Here is a 22,651-nt window from a genome sequence, read left to right as displayed (position 1 = left end):
TTTCGAGTACGCACACGCCAAGCTCGACGCCCTGCGCGGCGGCGCGCTGCTTCAGGCGGATCGCCGCCGACAGCCCGGCCGGGCCGCCGCCGACGATCACCACGTCGTATTCCATCGACTCGCGCGGCGGCCGATCTTCGAGCCTGCCCTGCATCTTCACCATATTTAAGATACCGAACTAAATTGCTTATTAAAAAAGATGGCGAATACCAATATCCAGTTCACGATCGCCTGTGCCGAACTTCGTCGTCGTGAAGCGGTGATTGCTGAGCCAGAACGCCGCGACGTACAGATTCGTGCGCTTCGATATGAAATAGCCGTAATCGGCGATGATGCCGGTAGCGTTGAACTGGTGCTGGTTCAAGTCGTTCTTGTGCTGATACGCGAGATAGAACTCATGCACAGCCGCGACGCGCTTGCTGAAACCGATCAGGAAATCACGACTGTTGGTCGTGCCCATGCCACGACTAATGCCGAAGCCGACATGCGCCGTTGCGAAGCCGAAGTCGTAACGGCCAGTGATCAGATCATTGCGCGACGTATCGGTCGACGTTGAATTGTTGACCTGCTGGTGACCCCATTCGAACGTCGCCGGCCCGATCTTGTAGCTGAGCGAAAAGCCGAACTGCTGCGAATCGCCGATGCTGCCCGCCACATTGCCGAAGCCATATGCAACATTCGCCTTGAAGCCGTAGAAATCCGGGCTGTGGTAGATGATCTGGTTCGGCGCGCGCGTACCGCCCTTTTCGCCGGCCATCAATTGACCGGGCGACCCGCCGAACGCATTACCGAACGGTGTAAGCGGCGACAGCACCAGATAGATCGGGGTGAAATCGAGGCCAGCGGTGACCGTTCCGTAAGGGCTACTGATACCCACGTACGAAACGCGGCTGAATGCCGCATTAGCCGTATCGGTCTGGCCATTGTTGACAAGAATGCCGTCCTCGAGCTTGAAGATCACCGAGTAGCCACCGCCGAGCGCCTCCTCGCCCTTGATGCCCCAGCGGCTCACGTCCTGCACGCCGCTCGACATGTTGACACCCCAGCCCTTTGGTCCGCCCGATTCGAACACGATACCGGTGTCGACAATACCGTACAGCGTGACTGACGAAGACTGCGCGAACGCCGCGATCGGACTGAACGCGAGCGCTCCATATAAGAGTGACTTTTTCATTGTCCTGCTGTCTCCAGATCTGTTGTCGTTATCTATTGTTTTTCGAGTAACTTCTCACCGACGGAATGCGCTCAGATCGATCGCCTGATAACGCGCTTCCAGTTCCGCCTGTTTCTCCGCGCCCTCGCCATTTCTGCCGGGACCGGGAACGATGTAAGGATCGTCGCGACGCGCCTGCTCGAATTCGTCCCAGGCCGCCATACCCTTTTCATTGAACGCCTTCATGAAATCGCCGAGCGCCGCCCAGATCACGTGGTGCGTGAAGCCTGGATACCATGCGAGATTGGTACCGAGTTCGAGGTGCTCTTGCGCGCTCAGATAGCGCGGCAATTTGCCCTTCATGAAGGAAAAATGACCATCGACGCTCGCGCGGCACTGACGGATCTCCTCAAGCGAATGCGGCGACTCCAGTTGCACCCAGTCAACGCCCGCGGCTTCGCGATATGCGCGCAGACGCAAAATCGTATCGTCGAGACTGCTGTTGGTCGCATCGCGCGCATAGCACTGCGCCATGATCACGAAGCTCGGATCGAGTTCATCGCGCATCTCGACGGCGGCGCGATAGCGCGCCACCGCCTGCTCCACTGGCACAACCTCGATGCCAGCCGTCTGCGTGCGGCGCTTGCCTTCGAGCGGTTGATCGTCGATTCGCACGCCGGCGAGACCTGCGCGTATGCATTCACGCACCATTCGGCGTACGGCCATGATGCCGCCGTGTCCCGTGTCTCCATCCATGATCACGGGGAAGCGCACCGATTGCGCGATCCAGCCGGCAACCTGTACGCACTCCGGCATCGACAGTGAGCCGACGTCGGCAAGCCCCGTGTACGAACCGACCACACTGCCGGTACCGACAAAACCCGCTTCGCAACCGGTCTGATCCATGATGCGCGCGAGCGCGGCGGACGGCGGATGCAACACCGACAGCACTTTTTCCTTACGCGCCATCAACTGACGAAGGCGGCTTCCAGCGGTTTGAGCGTTCATATCCTGACGTAAGAAGGAAATCACGTTTATTTATACATGAGTATACACATGAATTCTTTACGGAAAACCTCGTGTATACACGGAGAACACAAGATGCGCCGGAAACCACCGAAACGGCAACCGCTGCTGCACTGAAATGATTGAAGCGCGCAAAAATACGTGTGTTCAGGCAGACTGTAGCGTTGCGATATCGACAACCGATGGGATTGAGCTTCGCTGCAATGCAGCTTGTCTTCTCCACTCGCGTATACACGCAAGCGACGCCACCTGTTTTGTCAACTCAAACGACAAAACGTCGTTTAGCCGTTAGATATTGCCGACAGCATCGAAAACAGCGGCGACAGGTCGTCGGCGCCTTCGATATCGTCGACGAAAGCGAGAATGCGATGCGCGGCCTGCGCGCCGAGCGCCGAAGCGGCGAGCCTCACGAACTTTGCACGGATCACGTCTGCGCCGAGCGGCCGTTGTGCGCTGCCGAGACGATGCTCGATCCGCACGTTCATCTCGCTGCCATCGACGAGTTGCGCGCTCACCTGCGCGGTATGGCGTTTTTCCGCACCGCCCGCGTCAAGCGCCGGATCGTGATAAATCTCGATCCTGTCGATCAACGCGAGCACCGCCGGATCCGCGATGCGTTCCGGCCGGTATTGATCGACGAATGCGTCACCGTCGAGCAGCTTGACCGCCGCGGTGTAATAGCCGCTCATCTGCGCGGACACAACTTCCGTCGGCGTGTATGGCCAGCCGATATTCGTGAACCCCTTCTTGCTCAAACCGATGCGAAGACGCGCAAGGCGTTCGGCGGTAAGGCCGCGCTTCATCAGCGCATCAAGCGCATCGACGGTGGTGTGTGCGCTCGCACATGCGGCGTAGACCTTGAAGCCGACCTGCTTCGTTTCCCACCGCTCGCCGAGCCCATCGACGATCGTCGCGGGATCGAACTGGCCGCGCAGCGTGCTCATGAAGCCGCCGAACGGTGCCTCAATTGCAACATCGCTGCCGGTGAAACCACGCTGTGCGAGATACGCGGCGATCACGCCACTTTGCGCCGCACGTCCAGCGTGAAAGCGCTTGGCCATTGCGCCCATGCGCGCCGCGTAGAGACCGGCGGCCTGAGTCGCGCCGATCGCGAGTGCATGCAGCGTAGCGCGCGCATCGAGCGCCAACACGTGTGCCACCGCGGCCGATGATGCAAGTGTGCCGACCGTGCCCGTCACGTGATAGCCGCTCGTCGAATGCGTAAGGCCCGCACAGATGCCGACGCGGATGCCCGCTTCATAGCCGGTGATGACCGCCGTCAGCAACTGTGCGCCCGACGCGCGGCGCAACTCGGCGGTCGCAAGCACCGCAGGAATCGTCACCGAGCCGGGATGCAACGACGACGTGACGTGCACGTCGTCGACTTCAAAACCATGGATCGCGGTGCCATTGGCGAGCGCCGCGTCCGGCGCGCTCGCACGCGACGCACTGCCGAACAGCGTCGCGTCACGGCCACCGAATGCCGATGCAGTCTCGGCAGCCATCACGCCCCACGGTTGACGCGCGCCGTATAGCCCGCAGCCGAGCGCATCGATGAGGCACAGTTTCGCGTGCGCGACGACATCGGCGGGAATCGCCTCGAATCGCAACGCTGCCGTCCACGCGGCAAGCGCTTCAGTCACGCGCGTATCGCGCGTTGCGAGCGAGCTAGCCATGCTCATGCGACAACCTCTCTGGCAAGCGTCGTACGCTCGACCGCGCGTTCGTCGACCGTCACGCCGAAGCCGGGACCGCGCGGCACGTTCGCATGGCCGTCGCGCACAACGAAATCCGTTTCTCCGACCAACGGATCGGATCCCATCACCCCCAGCCCGAAGATGAATTCACCAGCAGGCATGACGCGCTTCGCGGGCCGGCTCGCGTAGAAATGCGCGCCCGCGGCCGCTTCCAGTTGCGACAGCACCGCGAGACCGCCGCAATTGATCTGCAGCGACGCCGCCTCGGCGAGCGCGGCAATCTTGCGCGCCGTCGTGATGCCGCCATGCTTATAGAGCTTGATGCAGAGTACGTCGGCGGCTTTCGCGGCGATGATCGCGTGCGCGTCGGCGAGCGAGCAGCACGCCTCGTCGGCCATGAGCGGTACACCGTGCGCAGCGGCTCGGATACGCGCCATGCCATCGAGATCGTGTTTCCCCACCGGCTGCTCGAGATAGTCGAGACCTGCGCCTGCGAGCGCGTTGAGCACGCGGAAGGTTTCGCTGACAGTCCAGCCTGTATTCGGGTCCATGCCGATCGTTATGTCGTCGCCAACTGTCTCGCGGACCGCGAGAAAATTCTCGACATCGCGCCGCCAGCCGTCGCGATGTCCCGCCTTCAGGCACAGCACACGAATGCCGAATTCGCCAATTGCACGCTCGGCATCGGCGATCATCTTCGACGGATCGTCGGCCATGCTCACAGACCATTCGAGTGGAATTCGCGGCTGACACAAACCACCGATCAGGTCATAGACCGGCAGATTCAGCGCCTTGCCGAGCGCGTCGTGAAACGCGTGATCGATCAATGCGCGTGCGTTGAAGTTCTGCGGCGCCGCTTCGTCGAAGATGATCTGCAACTGCTCGAGCTCGGTCAGACGCCGGCCGATCAAACGCGGGCCATACAGATCGCGCACCGCGGTAATGATGCTGCCGTACGTGTCGGCCATCGAATGATGCGGTGTGAGCGGGCGAATCTGCCCATAGCCAACGACGCCTTCCGCATGAATCTTCACCATCACCGGCTTGCCGAGCAGCGCGCCACTCGCGCCCGTGTCGTAGATGCCGGTGGATCGAAGGCGCTGCAGACGTACCGGCAAGTCGGTGACGATAACTTCGATTCGTTCAATGATCATCGTGAGCGACCTTTTCCTGAGGTGTCGATAGCGTGGCGAAACCCGGCGAAAACAGCGTGATCAACCGCCGCTGCCATTGGCGATCGAAACGAGTCCGTGGAATTTCGTCAGTTGATTCGCGAGAAACGACGCAAATTCCGGCCCGCTGCTGCCGACCGGCTCAGCGCCTTCGTTGACGATCTGCGCGCGCACCGATGCTTCGTTGACGGCCGCGTGCGCCGCAGCGGTCAACTTCTGTATGACGTCGGGTGGTGTGCCTTTCGGCGCGACGAGTCCGTACCACGTCAGCGCTTCGTAGCCGGGCACACCCGACTCCGCAACGGTGGGAATCTGCGGCGCGGAAGGCAGCCGCGTTCCGCTCGATACAGCCAGCGCCTTCAACTGGCCCTGTCTCACGAACGGCGTCGCGGACAGCACGCTGGCGAACTGAAACGCAACCTGCCCTGACATCACGTCGATAAGCGCGGGCCCGGCACCGCGATACGGCACATGCGTCATCTTCTGTTTCGACAGACTCGAAAACAGCACGCCGGCCAGGTGATCGGAACTGTCGGTGCCGCCCGACGCATAGGTGAGCGCGCCATGTTTCTGCGCAGCGAGCGCGAGCAGTGCCTTTACATCACCGACCTTCAGCGACGGGCTCGTCACCAGCAGAAACGGTGCGCGTACCAGCAGACTGACCGGCACCAGATCGGTCTGCGGATCGTAGGAGAGCTTCATGAAGCTCGGGTTGATCGCGTAGCTGCTCGACACGACGGCAAGCGTGTAGCCGTCCGCACGGCTATGCGCGACGACAGTCGACGCAATCGAACCCGCTGCGCCCGTGTGATTCTCGACGATGACGGACTGCCCGAGTTCGCGCGTCATGTTCTTCGCGACGAGACGCGCGATGATGTCCGTCGCACCGCCAGGTGATTCGCCAACGAGAATGCGGATCGGCTGGACCGGATAGCTGTTGTCCGCCGCTCGCGCCGTCGCACCGGCAATTAATGTAATCGACATCGCGGCGGCGAACCACACCGTCCTCAGACAACCACGGCTCCGACCAGGTTGGCAATCCATACGATCTGTCTCCACTTCGGGCAGTCGGGCTCGTCCAGGATGAGCAAGTCCGTGCTTTTTCAGGGAATACACGAAATACATATTGGATTCTTATATATCCACAAGTATACATTTGAATTCATAAGCGTAACCTGGCGTTTACACTAGATGCGGTACCACCTCGAATTCCGCGTTCGAGCCACAGTTGGCATCCGATGCAGACCAGCCTCATCACCACAACTCGACAATGCGCATCACCCGATCGACAATGCTTTGCACAACACGGTCGAGCGGGTGGAACTCAAACGCTTTCTTCGCAATGAAGCATGTGCCCCCGCGACCTTCCACACTTTTTTCGACACCCCCTGTCCATCAGCATGCGGCCCGCGCGTCATTGTGATGGCGGCCCGATTCGATTCGTCCGCCTCAACCCCATAACGGAGGCTCAAATGGAATACCTGTTGATGATCTACTCGGAAGAAAACGGCTGGAACAGAATGACCGACAGCGAGCGGCAGCAAGGCGTTGCCGCCTATCAGGCGTACACCGAATCGCTGAAGAAAGCGGGGGCGCTGGTGGGCGCCAACCGGCTGCAACACACGAGCACAGCTACCACGGTGCGGCTCGTCGACGGCAAGCCGCAGGTGCTCGACGGACCGTATTCCGATTCGAAGGAACAACTCGCCGGCTACTATCTGATCGACGTACCCAACCTGGACGCGGCGATGACGTGGGCATCGCGCTGTCCCGGCGCGGCGCACGGCGTCATGGAAGTGCGCCCGGTCTGGACTGCGCCCTACGAAGCGCCCTCTGCATGAGTTCGTCCGCCGGCGGCCGTGGCGATGACGGCGCCGCGCGTTCGGTTGCCGAGGCGGTCGCGCGCCGCAGCTACGGCAAGCTCGTCGCCCTGCTGGCGATGCGCACGCGCGACGTCGCCGCGGCCGAGGATGCGCTTGCCGACGCATTCGCGGCCGCGCTCGCGGATTGGCCCGAGCACGGCTGCCCCGCGAATCCCGAAGCCTGGCTGATGACGGTCGCGCGCCGTCGGGCAATCGACGGCGCACGCCATCGCCGGACCGGCGACGAAGTCGCGAACCAGCTCCTGATCCTCGCCGACGAAATCGACGAGTGCGAAGCCGGCGCGTTACCCGACCGGCGGCTCGCCCTGCTGTTCGCGTGCACTCACCCTGCGCTCGAAGCCGCCATTCGCACGCCGCTGATGCTGCAAGTCGTGTTGGGCCTCGAAGCGAAGACGATCGCGTCCGCGTTCCTGATGTCGCCCGCCGCCATGAGCAAACGCCTCGTGCGGGCGAAAACCAAGATTCGCGAAGCGGGCATTCCATTCACGGTCCCCGAGCGCGAGGAATTGCCTGGCCGGCTCGCGGCGGTACTCGAAGCGGTCTATGCAACGTATGCGGAAGGTTGGACGGACCCGCTCGGCGGTGATATCGAGCGGCGCGATCTTGCCGACGAAGCGTTCTATCTCGCGCAACTGCTGGTCGAGCTGCTGCCCGACGAACCGGAAGCGCTTGGTCTGCTCGCGCTGATGCTGTTTGCACAGGCGCGGCGCAATGCGCGACGCGATGAGGCTGGCAACTACGTGCCGCTGTCGGCTCAGAACCCGGCAACATGGCACGCACCGATGATCGACACAGCGAACGCGCTGCTGCGGCGAGCAAGCGCGCTCAATGCAATCGGGCGCTTTCAGCTCGAGGCTGCACTGCAGTCGGCACACGTGCATCGCTGCCGGACGCGTCGCCCGAATTGGGACGAAATCGTTCAGCTCTACGATGGACTGCTCGCCATTGCAGCGTCGCCGGTAGTGGCAATCAATCGCGCGCTCGCGTTGGCGGAACGCGACGGCCCGCAGGCGGCGCTCGACGCGCTTGCGCCCTATGCGGACGATCCACGACTGGCCGACTACCAGCCCTACTGGGCCGCACGCGCCAATCTGCTCGCGCGCGTCGGTGCGACAGCGCAAGCACTCGACGCGTACGATCTGGCAATCGGTCTCGAGCGCGACCCGGCCGCGCGCCGGTTCCTGCAGGGTAAGAGAATGGAGCTTGCATCGACATGACCGGTCGTATCGGAACCGATCGGTCGGGCAGTCGGCGCCGTTGGTCCTCGCATCATGGAGCGCGACGGCGGCGGCGGCGAGCGTTTTCCCCAAGGCTCTCTTACGGCTTCTGACGTCTCGAAGGTCTTTCGCGAACCTTGCGACGATAGCGAGCTTGTCGTCATGAATACGCCCCGGTTACGACCGGGGCGCAGATACAGCGATCAATCAATCAGCGGACCATCCTTCTTCATCCGTTGCCACGTCCTGATGCCGGGCAAGAACACGATCGCGAGAATCGCCACGACGATCTGAGGCCCGATCAGCTCGATCGTGCCGGCGAGGCGGTAATCGGCGATGCCCGTCAGCCAGCCGGAAACCGGACCGGCGCCGCTCGCCACGAGATAGCCGATCGCGCCCGCAAAGCCGGTTGCGATCGCGACGCGATGGTTCGGCACCCCGTCCTGCGCCAGCGTATAGCCCATGAAATACAGCGTATTGAGGCCGACCCCGATGATAAAGACGATGACCATCGTCATGGCCTGCCCCGCCGGATGATTCAGGAGAACGTACAGGCCGATCGCATCGACAATGCCAAGCGTTGCGACGACCACCTGTCTGCCGTAGCGGTCGGCAATCCAGCCGAAAAGAGGCGAAACGAGACTCGTCAGCCCAAAGCCGAATCCGAACACGACACCGACAAAACCCACGCTCTTGTGCTGATACTGAATCAGGAATGTCGGCATGAGGCCGCTGAATTCCCAGTACGAAATCAGGTTCACCGCGTGAATAGCCAACCCCTTCCACATCGAGCCACGACGCGCGACGTCGAGGAACGCGGCGGCAGTCGTCTCGCTGTTGCGCTGCTTCGCCTGAGAAGCCGCCTTCGCCGCGGGCTGGTCGCGCCACATCTTCTTGAGCGTCAGCGCCATGACGATGAACATCACCACGGCGAGCACGATCGTGACCGCACCGAAGATCGACAGGCCGAGCCGCCAGCCGGTGTTCTCGTCGGAAGTCGCAATGATCTGGCTGAAGACGGTCGGGCCGATCACGGCGCCGGTCGCGAAGAAAAACCCGAGGCAGTTGTTCAGAAACGCGCGACGTTGCGGCAGTACCGATCCGGCGAACGAGTAGGCACTGATATTGAAGATGCCTTCGAACACGCCGAACAGTACGCGATACGACAGCGTCAACGGATAATTGTACGCGAAATACGCGAGCAGCATCGACGTTGCCCCGGCACCCGCGGTCCCGATCAGCATCAGCGCGTTCATGCGTGGCGTGACCCCGGCCTTGCCGTGGCCCGCGTTCCACAATCCCGCGGGCACATCGATAAGCGCCTGGCCCAACAGAAAAATAGTCGCCAGCGTACCGACCTGCTGAACGCTAAAGCCAAGAGACTTGGCAATGCTGTGCAGGCCGATCGGAAACGCCGAGCGATTCATCGAGTAGATCAGATAGCCGATCCCGACTGTGACGAGTTGAACCAGAAAGATAGAGCGCGCAAGCCGCTGTACTTTTTGCGACTGCGGATCGTCGCCCGATGAAGCGTTGTCGGAACTGGCTGGCAGTTCGAACCGGCTGGTGGTCATGATAGTGCTCTCCTGTTAGCGGGTCGTTGCTGTCAGAACATATGGCGCATGCCGAATCGCACGAGCGCCTGGCGGGTGTTGGACGAGTCGCCCAGCAGCGAAATATTCGCGACGGCCGGCGCGCCGGTCGAGCTGGTTCCGCTGGCAATCTGGTAGGTCGCGGCAACGTAGAGGTCGGTGCGCTTCGAGAGCGAGTAGTCGGCGAGCGCGGAGAACTGATGGTAGGTCTGATCGCCGATATCGCCGGACACCGCATTGCCCTTCGTGTAGCTATACGCGGCCGAGACGAATGCCGCCGGCGAAAGCCGGTACATGCCGTTGATTTCGACGTTGTTGAACGTTGCGGTCGCGCCGTTGAAATGGCCGATGTTTCCGTACTTCACGTTCGAATACAGCATGCCGATCGCAGCCGAGGCAAACGTGTACTGGCCGCCCGCCGCAACGACCTGCCATGAGGTGGCGGGCGCATTGCCGGTGAGGTAGCCCGAGTTGATCGAGCCGAAAACCGTCGAGGTCGCCGGCGGCACCGCGTTGGCATTACCGTTCAGCACCGCGCCGGCATTCGACGGATTCCTGAAGAACTCGTACACCACGCCGAGTCCGAGCGGGCCGTTGTTGTAGCCGACACCGGCCGTGTAGCCGCTGTTCTGCGAGACCGATCCCGCAACCCCGCCGAGCATGACGGTGCCGCCAAAGCGCAGCCCCGAAAAGCTCGGCGAAGCGTACTTGATCGAATTGTTCTGGCGATAGGTTCGCGCAGCGTTGTCGATGTCGCCGGGATGCGATGCGCCGCTGCCGTAGGCGGCAAGGCCGAATCCGAACTGGCCCACGTAGTCGTTCACGCTGTCGTACTGGCGGCCGAGCGTCAGCGTGCCGAACCGGTTGCTCGACAGGCCGACGAATGTCTGACGGCCGAAGGCCGTTCCCCCTTGTGCGAACGCGCCCGTATTCAGATTGACACCCGACTCCAGGGTGAACACGGCAGCGAGACCGCCGCCGAGGTCTTCCTTGCCCTTGATGCCCCAGCGGCTTCCATACGGACCCGCAAGCGAATCGAGCGACCACTGGCGGCCGCCGACGTTGGTCGAACCCACCACATGCTTCGCGTTCGTGTTCAGCTGTATGGCCTCGTCGAGTACGCCATACAGCGTGACGGAACTTTGGGCGAACGCGGGCGCGGCGATCGTCGCTGCCGAAAGTGCGATGAATATCTTTTTCAATTCCAGTCTCCGATGGTTGTCCGGGCAAGCCCGCTTTTTTAATCTGCAATACTTATCGATATCTCTGTATTGGCGCATGCTGTATCGAGGGACGGCTGACCGGTGCCTCAGGAACCCGCCAGCCGCCCTTCCCTGCTCTCCGCTCAGAAGTGTCCGCTACGCGGACGCGGTTCGTAGGCCGCGCCGATCGTTTGCATCTCCTCCGCGGACAAAACGACGCCCACCGCGGCGAGTGCTTCGTCCACTTGCGGCAGCGTCGTTGCGCCGATAATCGGCGTTGCGGACGGCAGTTTGTTCAACACCCATGCGAGAGCGACCTGTGCGGGCGTCAGGCCGCGCGAGCGAGCCACCGCGTCCACCGCCGCGCCGACGGCGTGATCCGCCGCGCGTCCGTACCACTCCCACGTATAGCCATCGGTGCGCGCGCGTTCGGTCGAGTTGCGATCGCGCCGCGCCTCGCCGCACAGAAAGCCTCTCGCCATCGGGCTGTACGGCAGCATCGCGACCCCTTCGTGGCGGCAAAGCGGTAGCAGTTCGCGCTCGTCCTCGCGCCATACCGCGTTGTAGTGGTTCTGCATCGACACGAAGCTCGCCTGTCCACGAAAACGCGCGCTGTAGAGCGACTTCGCGAACTGCCAGCACGGCATGTCCGCGGCGCCGACGTAGAGCACCTTGCCCGAGCGCACCAGGTGGTCGAGCGCGGCCATCATTTCGTCGATGTTCGTGGACTCGTCCCAGATGTGCGTCTGATACAGATCGATGTAGTCGGTCTTCAGGCGCCGCAGCGACGCTTCCACCGCCTCGACGATGTGCTTGCGCGAATAGCCGCGCGCATTCGGCCCCTTCCCCATCGGGTTGCCGAACTTCGTGGCGATGACGAATTCGCTGCGGCTGCCGAACTCGCCGAGCAGCTCGCCGAGAATCCGCTCGCTGGCGCCGGCGGAATAGAAGTCGCAGGTATCGAAGAAGTTGATGCCGGCTTCGACGGCCCGGCGAACGAGCGGCCGCGCCTCGTCCGCGTCGAGCACCCACGAGCGCCACGCCTTGTCGCCGATACCCATCGCGCCGAAGCCGATGCGCGAAACCTTGAGGCTGCTGCTGCCGAAATTGATGTAGTCCATAGGTCGAAATACTCTCTTCGTGATCGGAATATCCTGGGTTCAGCCGGCCTGGCGGCGACTGCGCTCCGAGGTGGGAACGCGCAGCGACACCAGCAGTTCGCCGAGCCGCGAGAAGGTCGACGCCTCCATCGTCACGCCGTGGCGAAGCGCCTGATCGAGCGCCTTGTCCATGTCGATGCGCTGGACCGCGTCGGTGTCAGCATCGGCGTCGCGGGGAACCGGCGCCGGGTGCTTGCCGTCACCCTGCACGACGCGCTCGACGACAATGGCCACCCATCCGTCGTGGCCGGCCGTCGCATCGGAATGCAGTGCGAGAAACTGGCCGAGCCGCTCCATAAGCGAGGGCGTGCTCGCGGCTACGCCACCGTTCGATGCGTGTTCCATACCGGCGTACACGATGGGCTTGCGGCCCGCGCCATCCGGTTCGGCAACAACCGGCCTCTGCGCACCCGGTCCACTCATGCGCAGCACCGCGCGATATCCGTGCAGCGCCGCGCGGCGCGCCAGATACGGCGCGAATTGCGCACCGTCCGTGCGGCTCACGATCATGAGCGCGCATCCCGAACGCGACGCCTCGCCACACGCGAGATCGACAAGACGCGGTCCGATCTGCAACAGCGACAAACCCGCGCCGTCGATCCGGTACTGGCCGTCCTCTTCATGCAGGACGCGCGGCCGCAACGCGGCGTTCAGCGTCGTCCCCTTGCTGTCGAGCAGATAGCGGTAGGCATCGCCGGACAGCGCTTCCGTCAGCAGGATCATCTCGGCGGCATCGTCCGCCTGGCCGACCGAGAAGCCGCACGCGCGGAACATCTCCGGCGTGGTGCGCGCGAGTTCCGGGTAGCTCAATCTCAATGTGCTCATCGCTCGTTCTCCTGCTGTCCGGCAACGCTGCCGGACAAAGCCACACGGGCACCTTGCGGCATGTGCGCGGATGCGGAAGCGCCGAGCAGGTCCTCCGGCAACACGGCGTTGAGAAGAAAGACGCCGCGCACCCATTGACGCGTGACCGGCTGCGACGTTTCGAGGCCGAACGTCGTGAGCAGAAAGCGGATCGCGTCCATCGGGAAGAACGACTGGCCGATCACGTTCTCGCGGATTTCCGAATACGGCAGCGTGGCGGCGAGCTGCATGCGGCTCGCAATGTGCACGAACTCGGGATGATCCAGCAGCACGCGCGCCACCAGTTCATCGCGAGGCCGGCTGCGCAGCACGGTGCAGAATGCCTGCACGGCGCCCACCACGTCGACGAACGTTTCGTTCTCCACACCAGGGTCGATGGCGCGCTCGCCGCGCCGGTTCTCGCCGTTCTCGCCCGACTTGTACCAGAAGTACATGGCGGTCTCGGGCGCGCTCCGGTCGACGTCGAGCGCCCAGCGATAGCGCGTGTCCGCGATGTCGAGCAATTCGCCGACCGTCGCTTCGACGCGCTGCTGGCGAGTGATCTTCATGGTCGAGGGAATGACCGCTTCCATCGCCGCGGCAAAACGCGGATACAGCGCGACGAGATGCGCGACGAGCTGCCCGTGCGCCTCGTCGCTGCCAAGCGAGCGCGCCTTCGCGAGCAGTGCCCGCCAGGGCGACGCCGTTTGCCGAGTTTGCCGATCGTCGACGCTGCCGGTCGCGGCAAACCGCTCGGCCGCCGAGGCCAGCGTCGCGAGCGCACGCGCGATATCGGCATGCCGCTCCATTTCGTCGATGTCGCCGTCCGGCAGCGTTTCATAAAGACGTGCGGAGCGCGTGAGGAGCGCGGCCAGCGTCGTTGCGTCCGCGCGTGCGGTCTGCGCGTCGCGCGTCAGCGCATAGGCGAGCGCCAGCTCGCGCCCCAGCGAAAACGCGCTCAGCCATGCGGGCCAGCGCACCAGCGTCGCCACCATGCCGAGCCCCGACGAATTGCCGACGCCCAGCACGAGCTTCGAACCCGGTTCGAGACGCGCCGCCGCGGCATTCCTGCTGCGCGCCTGCGCCTCGACCACGGTGAAGCTCGTGAGCCGCCACATGTACAGCGCGAACAGATCGACGTGGTACGGATAGGCGAGCGGATGATCCGGCGGCAGCGAAACCCATGCGCGCGTGCCGTGCCGCCCGTTGGCGTAATAGCCCGCGTTGCGGATGATGTAGCCGCCGCCCTCGGCGAGATGGTCGAGTTCCGGCTGCTGGCCCGCTTCCAGGCGGCCGAGCACGTAGTCGTAAAAACGGTTGCTGCGATTCGCGACGGTCCAGCCGAGCGTGGACAGATTGGTCGTGCGGCCGCGCCACACCTTGCCGACGATTTCCTCGCGCTCGTGCTCGATTGCCGCGAGGTCCGCCGGCCCGTCGACGAGGATGCCGAGAAAGTCGAACGTCCACTCCGTGAACCGGCCGGGCCGGTCGATGCCGTCGCTCGCCTGCGAGAACGCCGCGAAATGAAACTGGTGTCCCGCCGCCGTGATCTCGTAGACGACGGTCCCTTCGCCATTCGCGTCGACATCGCACGACACGCACTCGATGCGCCAATGCTCGCGCTTCATGCGCTCGACGAGGCTGTGCGCGAAGCTCAGACTCGTGGCCTTGGCCGCGCGCATCGCGTGCGCGCTCATCACGTCGTCTTCGCTGCGCAGTGCGCCGAGCACCCGGGCGCCGTCCGTCTCGCCGCATGCCGCGCTCACGAGGCCGCGAACGAACGGCGGAATCGGCCCCGAGAAGCGCTCGTCTGATTCCTGCTGATTATTCACGTTTGCTTCCATATTCCATGACTCTGATCGTTGGCCTCAACGCATCACGAACGGATCGGCAATCGGTTCGTCCGAAATGCGAAGCCAGACGGTCTTGGTGCGCGTGTATTCGAGAATCGATTCGATACCGCCTTCGCGTCCGTAGCCGCTTTCGCCATAGCCGCCGAACGGCGCGACCGGCGAGATGGCACGGTACGTGTTCACCCAGACGACGCCCGCGTGAATCGCCTTCATCATCCGGTGCGCGCGCGACAGGTCCCGCGTGAATACGCCGGCGGCCAGGCCGTACTCGGTGTCGTTGGCAAGACGCACGGCCTCTTCCTCGGTCTCGAATCCGAGCACGCTCAGCACCGGCCCGAACAGCTCCGTCTGCACGCTCGGGATCGCCGGGTTCGGGCAATCGACGATGGTCGGCTCGTAGTAATACCCGGCTTCCATCGACGCCGGGCGCTTGCCGCCCGTCAGCACGGCCGCGCCCGCCGCTTCGCTCGACGCGACAACCTGCTCGATCTTTTCGAGCTGGCGCGCGGTCGCGAGCGGCCCCATTTCGGTCGCCGCATCGTCGGGGGCGCCGATGCGAATCTGGCGTGCCTTCGCGACGAGCGCATTGAGGAACGCGTCGCGAATCTTCGCGTGGACGATGAGCCGCGAGCCCGCCACGCAGCTTTGCCCGGACGCGCCGAAGATGCCGGCCACCACGGCGTTCACGGTGCCGGCGATGTCGGCGTCGTCGAACACGACGACCGGCGATTTGCCGCCCAGTTCGAGCGAAGTCGCCGCGAGATTGGCCGCCGAGTTGCGCACGATATGGCGGGCGGTTTCAGGACCGCCCGTGAAGGCGATCCGCGAGACAAGACGATGGCTCGTCAAGGCGCGGCCGCACGGTTCGCCGAAACCGGTCAGCACGTTCACGACGCCCGCGGGAAAACCGGCCTCGTGCACGAGCTTCGCGAATTCGAGCAGCGGCGCGGGCGCCTCTTCCGACGCCTTCAACACGACCGTGCAGCCGGCCGCCAGCGCAGGACCGAGCTTGACCGCGGCAAGGAACAGCTGCGAGTTCCACGGCACGATCGCCGCCACGACGCCGATCGGCTCGCGACGCGTCGTGACTTCCATGTCCGGCTTGTCGATCGGCAGCACCGCGCCTTCGAGCTTGTCGGCCGCCCCGCCGAAATAGCGGAAATACTCGGCGATATAGGCAATCTGCGCGCTCGTCTCGCGGATGATCTTGCCGGTGTCCGTCGTCTCGATCGAGGCGAGATGCGGTGCATTCTGCGCGAGCAGATCGCCGAGACGGATCAGCAGCTTGCCGCGCTGCGTCGCCGTGAGCTTCGCCCACGCGGGCTCGCTCAATGCCGCATGCGCCGCCTGCACGGCCCGTTCGACGTCGTCCTGCGTCGCCGCGGGCATGGTCGCCCAGGGCTTGCCCGTCGCGGGGTTCACGCTCTCTAACGTTTCGCTGCCATTCTCGAAGCGTCCGTTGATGTATTGCTGGAATACGTCAGGCATCACACCTCCTTCGTTTCACGCGCGGCCGTCGGGCTGGACGCGGCGGCGGACGTCGCGCCCTGCCGCGGCGATTGGTCCAGAAACGCGCGGATCGCCCGGTTGACCTTTTGCGGCGACACCACGGCCATCATGTGCCGCTCGCCGTCCAGCGACTCGCTCACGCCACGCGGCGTGAGCCCCGCCATGCGCACCGACATCGCCGGCGACGAATTCGCGTCGAGCTCGCCGGTCAGGTACAGCGCCGGCATGTCGAGTTGCGGCAGCACGTCGACGTGCGCCCGGTCCGAACTCGCGAACACGTGATAAGCGCGCGCATAACCGTTCGCGTCGACGCCCGAGAGACACTTCAGGATCGCGTCCGCGGCCGGGCCGGGCTCGGGGCTCGTCGTGCCGAGCCAGCGCCCGAGCGTGACGTGCATGTCGGTGAGCGCGCCTTCCGGGCCGAGCGAGGTCGCGCGGTTCATCACCGCTTCGCGCTGCTCGGGCGTGCGCTCGAAAACGGCGTTCATGGCGATCAGGCGTCCAACCCGCTCCGGATGACGGCCCGCGAGGCCGATCGCGATCAGCGCGCCCATCGAATGCCCGACCACCGTCGCACGCTCGATACCGAGCGTGTGCAGCAAGCGCGCGGCCTGCTCGACGTAATCGTCGAGCGTGGCGTCCTCGCGCGGCATGCTGCTGCCGCCGTGGCCGAGAAAATCCAGCGCGATCACCGTATGGTCTTGTTCGAACTCCGCGATCTGCGGCGCCCAGATCGACGAATTCATGCCGACGCCGTGAATCAGGACGAGCGGCTCGCCGCTGCCGCTGACATGGTATGCGGTGCCGTCGAGCATGCGCTTGCCGTCACCCGGCTCTGTGTGACTAGCCATTCGACGACATCTCCTGAATGTCCTTGTAGCGGTCGCCGATGCGGTGATGCGGCCGGCCGCCGATCGACGCACCAAGCGCGACCACGATCTCGTCCGGACCCGGCGCGTCGGTGATCGAGAATTGCACCGTGAGGTAATGCGAGCGCATGCCTTCGTCGTGCTTGTGCATGAGCGGAATCGTGACCGGGCAATTCGCCGGACCGCGCAGATTCGTGAACGCAAGATAGGACTTCGCGCCGACCGCCTCGCGATACTTGTTGCCGAAACGCAGCGTATGGATCAGCGCCGATGCATGCTCCATCTCGCCGTTCAGGCCGACGATCGATGCCTTGCCATAGCCTTCCACGTTCTCCCCCGACCCCGTGATGTCGAGGATGCGCGACGTCAGCAACTCGCCGAGCACCGGGCCGATTTCGCGAATCTCCGGCCCGAGGTCCTCGACATAGCCGCGGCCCGCCCACGGATTGGTCAGCACGGCGGCGACGCCAACCAGCTTGAGCGGAACAGCCGCTTCGCGGCCGCCGTCGACGGTAATGTCTTCGAAAAAGGTCACTGTCTTGCGAATCAGTTTGTGCATCTTGACGCTCCAGATTGGCGGGATTCATCCCTGACATGGTTAAGCAGTACCGGCACTGCGCCGCGCAGTTGCGCGCCGGTCTTACGCCACACTCGACAAGAATATGAGATTCCATATTCTTGTAGCATCTATGTTGGTATACCATGCTATAGTCAATTGAAAACGCCGTGGGGAGTTTTCGACTAGGGAAGAACCCTGGGTAAGCTTCCTTGCTACGCGGGCAAGCGGCCTGCATGATGGATAACTGAAGCGGGCATGCCGCCGTACCGGGACAACGGAACAAGCTATGACGACTGAGAAAAAATCGCTGCGTATCGAACGCGAAGTGAAAACGCTCCGGCAACTCGCACTTGAGCGCATGCGCAACGCCATCCTGCAATCGCATTTTCTGCCGGGGGAACGACTGGTCGAACGACCGCTATGCGACGAACTCGGCGTGAGCAGAACCGTCGTGCGCGAAGTGCTGAGGCATCTGGAAACCGAGGGGCTGGTCGAGAACATTGCGAACCTCGGCCCCGTGGTCAAGAAGGTCGACCTCGACGAGGCCATCCAGATCTACGAGATTCGCGCGCTGCTCGAAGGCAGCGCGGCGCGCGCCTGCGCCGAAAAATCGACGCCGGAAATCGTCGCCTATCTCTCGCTGATACTCGATGCGGTACAGGAAGCGTTCCGCAACAAGGACTATGACAACGTCCTGCTGAAGGTCGGCCAGTTCTACGAGTACATGTTCGGGAGCGGCGGCAAGACGGTGGCGTGGAAGCTCGCGGAGACGCTGAACGCGCGCATCAACCAGCTGCGCGCGCACACGATCCGCTCGCCGGGCCGCGACAAGGCGTCGTTCAAGGAAATGAAGAAACTGCTCGATGCGATCGAGGCCAAAGACGGCGCGGCGGCCGAACGGGCGTCCGTCGAACACGTCCAGGCGGTGATCCGCATCCTGGTGGACTCGCAGTCCAAACGGGATGCCGCCGATGAACCGGCAGCCACCGACCTGCCCGCGCCTGCGCGGAGTCCCGCCAGGCCACGCCGCCAGAACGCGGCAGCCTGACCGAACGAATTGTCATTGTTCCATGGAGACTGGAATGTCAGAAAATCAGGTGGCCCTGCCGCCTTTGCGCGACCCTTCGCTGCTGCGCGAAGCCTGTTTCATAGCGGGCGAATGGCACGCCGGCGATGCCTCGTCGGCGATTGCCGTGACCAATCCCGCCAACGATCTGCTGATCGGCACAGTGCCGCGTCTTGGCGCAACCGAGGTCCGTCACTGCATCGAGTCCGCACGGACGGCGCTGCCGGCCTGGTCGGCGAAGACCGGCAAGGAACGCGCGGCCATTCTGCGGCGCTGGTACGAGCTCATGCTCGACAACCAGGACGACCTCGCCACCATCATGACATGCGAGCAGGGCAAACCGCTGGCCGAGAGCCGCGGCGAAATCCTCTATGCCGCCTCCTTTCTGGAGTGGTTTGCCGAGGAGGCCAAGCGCGTCTACGGCGATACGATTCCGGCGCATACGGCGGACCGCCGCATCGTCGTGCTCAAGCAGCCGATCGGCGTATGCGCGGCGATCACGCCGTGGAACTTCCCGGCCGCGATGCTCACGCGCAAGATCGGTCCCGCGCTGGCCGCCGGCTGCACGATCGTGCTCAAGCCCGCCAGCCAAACGCCCTTCTCCGCGCTCGCGCTATGCGTGCTCGCCGAGCGCGCGGGCGTGCCGCGCGGTGTGCTCTCCTGCGTGACGGGCAATGCCGCCGCGATTGGTGACGAGCTGTGCCGCAATCCGGTCGTGCGCAAGCTCTCGTTCACCGGCTCGACCGAAATCGGCAAGGTGCTGCTCGAGAAATGCGCGGCCACCGTCAAGAAAACGTCGATGGAACTGGGCGGCAACGCGCCGTTCATCGTTTTCGACGACGCGGATCTCGATGCGGCCGTCGCGGGCGCGATCGCCGCCAAGTTCCGCAACGCGGGGCAGACCTGTGTGTGCGTGAATCGCTTTTTCGTGCAGGACAGCGTCTACGATGCGTTCGTCGAGAAGCTCGGCGTGGCGGTTCGGGCGCTGACGGTCGGCAACGGCCTCGATGCCGCCACGAAGATCGGGCCGCTGATCGACGGCAACGCGGTGGCGAAAGTTCGCGAGCACGTCGACGATGCGCTCGCGCACGGTGCGTCGGTTGTCGTCGGCGGCAACGGTCATGCGGCGGGCGCGCAGTTCTTCGAGCCGACGGTGCTCGCGGGCGCCACGCCGGCCATGAAGATTTTCCGCGAAGAAACGTTCGGCCCGGTTGCGCCGGTGTTCCGCTTCACGAGCGAAGCAGAAGCGATTCGCCTTGCTAACGATACCGAGTTCGGCCTCGCATCGTATTTCTATGGTCGCGACATCGGGCGCATCTGGCGGGTTGCCGAAGCGCTCGAATACGGCATGGTCGGCATCAACGAAGGTCTGATCTCCACCGAGGTCGCGCCTTTCGGCGGCGTGAAGGAAAGCGGGCTCGGCCGTGAAGGATCGAAGTACGGGATCGACGATTATCTCGAGATGAAATACCTGTGCATGGGTGGGATCGCCTGAGGGGCGCTCACTGGCTACGGCAGTTGGGTGGATCTTTTTGATTTCCGTTTTGGCTGCTGATGTGCGGACAATGCCTGGCGTTTCCTGAGTTAGCTTCTGAATCAGGAAACGCCGGGTATACACAGCCGATTAATAACGAAGTTCTTCAAAGGGCCGGAAAAACAAGGTGCGATAAAGCCCCGTGTGCCCTGAATCGCGAGCCCTCGTTTTTCGGCTCTGCATCTGGCTCCGCATGAGCGCAGCCTCTCCAATTTCCATGTGAAAGCCGCGCCGCCTGTTCGCGCCGCCTCGTCAGGCGGCCCCCTTCGCCGCGGACCTGAACCCGTTCGCCAGTTCGCAGGCCAGCGCCATCATCACCAGACAGGCAGACACCAGGAAAAGCAGACGATGGTTGCCGCCGCTTGCGTTGAATAGCGCCGAGAACGCGTAGCCGGAAACGGCCATGACCCCGGCCGACAGAATCGTCGCCCTGCTCCACGCGATGTTCTGCCGATGCGCATTCTTCGGCACCAGCTCATGAATGCGCGCCAACGCCAGCGGAACGATGCCCGGCGCAAACGTGCCGATGACAACGGCACACACACCGAGTGCCGGCACATTCCCCGTCAGATAAACACTCGCCAATGCGACGGCCTGCGCAAGCGATACCAGTCCGATGGCCGCCCGGGCACCCATCCGGTCCGCGAGAAAGCCATAGAGAGGCGGACCGGCAATGGCGCCTACCCCGTAGAGCACCCAGAAGATGGCGCCCTCATGCGTGCCCAGGCCGAGCCCACGCGCGATGAAGTCGACCAGAAACACCATGGGCGCGACGACAGAGGCCGCCATCAACGCATATTGGGCGTACAGGAGATTGACGCGCCATCCGAAATGCGCGCGCGAGGCCCGACTGTCCGCGCCCCGAGCGGGCGTCTCCGACGAGAGGCGCGCCGACGGCCACGCGAACCAGCTCGCCGACGTCAGGATGGCCGAGACGATGGCGAGACCGATCCAGGTCTGGGCCAGCCCCAGTTTCAACAGCAGTGGAATCAGCGTTCCCGACCCTGCGATACCGAGCCCCAGACCGAGAAACACGGCACCGCTCGCCATGCCCCGGCTCGCCGGCGGCACGTGCGGAAGAATCGTGGCGGCGACCAGCACCATCACCACGCCGCCCGCGATGCCCGACAGGACTCGCCAGCCGAAGTACCAGCCGACCGACAACGGAAAGGCGCACGCGAGAAAGGTGGCCGTAATGATCAGCATCATCACGCGCAGCGTGCGCTCCTTGCCGAACCGGCTGCCCAACGGACGGGCCAGAAGCGCGCCGCACAGATAGCCCGCCAGATTGGCAGCGCCAAGATAGATCACGCTCGCGGTCGAAAACCAGTGCGCGCGAATGAGCTCCGGAATGAGCGGCGTAAAAGCGAAGCGGGCCAGCCCGATACTCACGAGGCTGGCGCATAGCCCCGCGAAGATATAGCGCGAGACGAGCCTTCGGTCGATCTGCGCCGGCGTGAGTGAACCTGTCATGGAAGTCATGAATGTGTTTTTGCAAGCGGAAGAAATCCGGCGGATAGCCAAGCCTCCACCAGTCTTTGACATCATTGTCAATTTTGACAATCTAGACAAACTTGACATCAACGTCAAGAATGAGATTAAATTCAGACTGGATACCGATTCACGACACGGAGCAAGACATGGCAGGCGTTCGCCAGTTCGACGAGGGCGCGGCCCTCGAAACGGCTCTTCCGCTCTTCTGGCAGAAGGGGTTTGCCGCGACGACGATGCAGGATCTCGCCGCCGCCACGGGAATCCAGCGGGGCTCGCTATACAACGCCTATGGCGATAAGGAAACGCTGTTCCTGCGCGTGTTCGATCTGTACCGGGAGCGCTTTCTGCAGCAAATCCGCCGGTCGCTCGATAAGCCGAAGGTCCGCGACGCGTTGCAGAGTTTCTTCGACTGCGTCATCACGTCGATGACGACGACCATCGCTGCGGATGCCCCCACGCGCGGCTGCCTCAGCACCAAGACCGCGGTCGAGACGCAGGACATGGATGCGCCGATACGCGAGGCGATCCAGTCGCTGCTCGATGACTTCGAGACAATTCTGCTGGAGCGGCTATCGAAGGTCGAAAAAACGGCGCACCTGCGGATTCCGGCCGCGGAAGCCGCGCGGCTGGTCCTGACGTTGACGCGCGGAATCGTGGTGATCGAACGGGTGTACCAGGACCCCAAGCGGCTGCGGCATACCGCCGATTCGCTGATCGAACTGCTGTTTGACAGCCGGCCCCGTCGTTGAAAAACCATTCCTGACTTTGCGCAGCACGCTCACACTCACGCTTATCGGGAATGAATGCCGGCTCTGACCGGAA

General features: G+C 63.5%; 20 protein-coding genes. 5 read left to right on the top strand and 15 right to left on the bottom strand.

Translation table 11 applies throughout. From position 1 onward, the window contains the following. The 6 genes from G3N58_RS07320 to G3N58_RS07295 all read right to left on the bottom strand — a co-directional run. Positions 1 to 154, bottom strand: a 154-nt coding sequence (locus G3N58_RS07320; protein WP_167283401.1) for an FAD-dependent oxidoreductase, incomplete at its 3' end; no start/stop codon positions are given. A gap of 36 nt (positions 155 to 190) precedes the next feature. Next, on the bottom strand, positions 191 to 1,174 hold the full coding sequence (locus tag G3N58_RS07315) for a porin (RefSeq protein WP_167048637.1): 984 nt from the start codon (positions 1,172 to 1,174) through the stop codon (positions 191 to 193). Positions 1,175 to 1,228: 54 nt separating this feature from the next. After that, positions 1,229 to 2,161, bottom strand: coding sequence for an isocitrate lyase/PEP mutase family protein (locus G3N58_RS07310; protein ID WP_205998850.1), 933 nt, complete (start codon positions 2,159 to 2,161; stop codon positions 1,229 to 1,231). A gap of 299 nt (positions 2,162 to 2,460) precedes the next feature. After that, the gene (locus G3N58_RS07305) at positions 2,461 to 3,861 is read right to left on the bottom strand and encodes an MmgE/PrpD family protein (protein WP_205998849.1); all 1,401 of its coding nucleotides are present in this window, start codon (positions 3,859 to 3,861) and stop codon (positions 2,461 to 2,463) included. After that, positions 3,858 to 5,030, bottom strand: coding sequence for an enolase C-terminal domain-like protein (locus G3N58_RS07300; RefSeq protein ID WP_205987994.1), 1,173 nt, complete (start codon positions 5,028 to 5,030; stop codon positions 3,858 to 3,860). Before G3N58_RS07300 ends, G3N58_RS07305 begins: the two co-directional genes overlap by 4 nt. A gap of 60 nt (positions 5,031 to 5,090) precedes the next feature. Continuing rightward, the gene (locus G3N58_RS07295; protein WP_205998848.1) at positions 5,091 to 6,032 is read right to left on the bottom strand and encodes a tripartite tricarboxylate transporter substrate binding protein; all 942 of its coding nucleotides are present in this window, start codon (positions 6,030 to 6,032) and stop codon (positions 5,091 to 5,093) included. 488 nt (positions 6,033 to 6,520) lie between these two features. Here G3N58_RS07295 and G3N58_RS07290 point away from each other — a divergent pair, with 488 nt between their 5' ends. Then, positions 6,521 to 6,889, top strand: coding sequence for a YciI family protein (locus G3N58_RS07290; protein ID WP_167048628.1), 369 nt, complete (start codon positions 6,521 to 6,523; stop codon positions 6,887 to 6,889). Next, positions 6,886 to 8,148, top strand: a complete 1,263-nt coding sequence (locus G3N58_RS07285; RefSeq protein WP_205987996.1) for a DUF6596 domain-containing protein — start codon at positions 6,886 to 6,888, stop codon at positions 8,146 to 8,148. Before G3N58_RS07290 ends, G3N58_RS07285 begins: the two co-directional genes overlap by 4 nt. Before the next feature lie 203 nt (positions 8,149 to 8,351). Here G3N58_RS07285 and G3N58_RS07280 read toward each other — a convergent pair whose 3' ends face one another. The 8 genes from G3N58_RS07280 to G3N58_RS07245 form a co-directional block, all read right to left on the bottom strand. Next, entirely contained in the window at positions 8,352 to 9,722 is a 1,371-nt protein-coding gene (locus G3N58_RS07280) for an MFS transporter (protein WP_205998847.1), read from the bottom strand. 32 nt (positions 9,723 to 9,754) lie between these two features. Further along, positions 9,755 to 10,942, bottom strand: a complete 1,188-nt coding sequence (locus G3N58_RS07275; protein WP_205998846.1) for a porin — start codon at positions 10,940 to 10,942, stop codon at positions 9,755 to 9,757. A gap of 143 nt (positions 10,943 to 11,085) precedes the next feature. Next, complete coding sequence (locus tag G3N58_RS07270) at positions 11,086 to 12,063, bottom strand: aldo/keto reductase (protein WP_167048620.1); 978 nt, start codon at positions 12,061 to 12,063, stop codon at positions 11,086 to 11,088. Positions 12,064 to 12,102: 39 nt separating this feature from the next. Beyond that, positions 12,103 to 12,927 carry a hypothetical protein gene (locus tag G3N58_RS07265; protein ID WP_205998845.1) on the bottom strand — a complete coding sequence of 275 codons (825 nt, stop codon included), beginning with the start codon at positions 12,925 to 12,927 and terminating at the stop codon, positions 12,103 to 12,105. Next, positions 12,924 to 14,777, bottom strand: a complete 1,854-nt coding sequence (locus G3N58_RS07260) for a hypothetical protein (protein WP_205998844.1) — start codon at positions 14,775 to 14,777, stop codon at positions 12,924 to 12,926. Before G3N58_RS07260 ends, G3N58_RS07265 begins: the two co-directional genes overlap by 4 nt. Positions 14,778 to 14,813: 36 nt before the next feature. Then, positions 14,814 to 16,286 (bottom strand): aldehyde dehydrogenase, encoded by a 1,473-nt coding sequence (locus tag G3N58_RS07255; RefSeq protein ID WP_205998843.1) that lies wholly within the window; start codon positions 16,284 to 16,286, stop codon positions 14,814 to 14,816. Further along, positions 16,286 to 17,158: an alpha/beta fold hydrolase gene (locus G3N58_RS07250; protein WP_205998842.1), complete on the bottom strand. Its 873-nt coding sequence runs from the start codon at positions 17,156 to 17,158 to the stop codon at positions 16,286 to 16,288. The genes G3N58_RS07255 and G3N58_RS07250 overlap by 1 nt, the downstream gene beginning before the upstream one ends. Further along, the gene (locus G3N58_RS07245; RefSeq protein ID WP_205988003.1) at positions 17,151 to 17,735 is read right to left on the bottom strand and encodes an amino acid synthesis family protein; all 585 of its coding nucleotides are present in this window, start codon (positions 17,733 to 17,735) and stop codon (positions 17,151 to 17,153) included. Before G3N58_RS07245 ends, G3N58_RS07250 begins: the two co-directional genes overlap by 8 nt. A 286-nt stretch (positions 17,736 to 18,021) precedes the next feature. Between G3N58_RS07245 and G3N58_RS07240 the strand changes: the two genes are divergently transcribed. Both G3N58_RS07240 and G3N58_RS07235 read left to right on the top strand, forming a co-directional pair. Then, positions 18,022 to 18,783 (top strand): GntR family transcriptional regulator, encoded by a 762-nt coding sequence (locus tag G3N58_RS07240; RefSeq protein ID WP_167048607.1) that lies wholly within the window; start codon positions 18,022 to 18,024, stop codon positions 18,781 to 18,783. Between the two features lie 34 nt (positions 18,784 to 18,817). Then, positions 18,818 to 20,296 carry an NAD-dependent succinate-semialdehyde dehydrogenase gene (locus tag G3N58_RS07235; protein WP_205998841.1) on the top strand — a complete coding sequence of 493 codons (1,479 nt, stop codon included), beginning with the start codon at positions 18,818 to 18,820 and terminating at the stop codon, positions 20,294 to 20,296. Positions 20,297 to 20,587: 291 nt separating this feature from the next. Here G3N58_RS07235 and G3N58_RS07230 read toward each other — a convergent pair whose 3' ends face one another. Continuing rightward, on the bottom strand, positions 20,588 to 21,883 hold the full coding sequence (locus tag G3N58_RS07230; protein ID WP_346778245.1) for a YbfB/YjiJ family MFS transporter: 1,296 nt from the start codon (positions 21,881 to 21,883) through the stop codon (positions 20,588 to 20,590). A 92-nt stretch (positions 21,884 to 21,975) separates the two neighbouring features. Between G3N58_RS07230 and G3N58_RS07225 the strand changes: the two genes are divergently transcribed. Continuing rightward, positions 21,976 to 22,578 carry a TetR/AcrR family transcriptional regulator gene (locus G3N58_RS07225; RefSeq protein ID WP_167048601.1) on the top strand — a complete coding sequence of 201 codons (603 nt, stop codon included), beginning with the start codon at positions 21,976 to 21,978 and terminating at the stop codon, positions 22,576 to 22,578. Positions 22,579 to 22,651 lie beyond the last annotated feature (73 nt).

The sequence above is a fragment of the Paraburkholderia sp. Ac-20342 genome, from assembly GCF_017104985.1.
Classification (GTDB): Bacteria; Pseudomonadota; Gammaproteobacteria; order Burkholderiales; family Burkholderiaceae; genus Paraburkholderia.
Note: the sequence above shows the minus strand (reverse complement) of the source record. Positions and strands in the feature narration are given on the sequence as shown.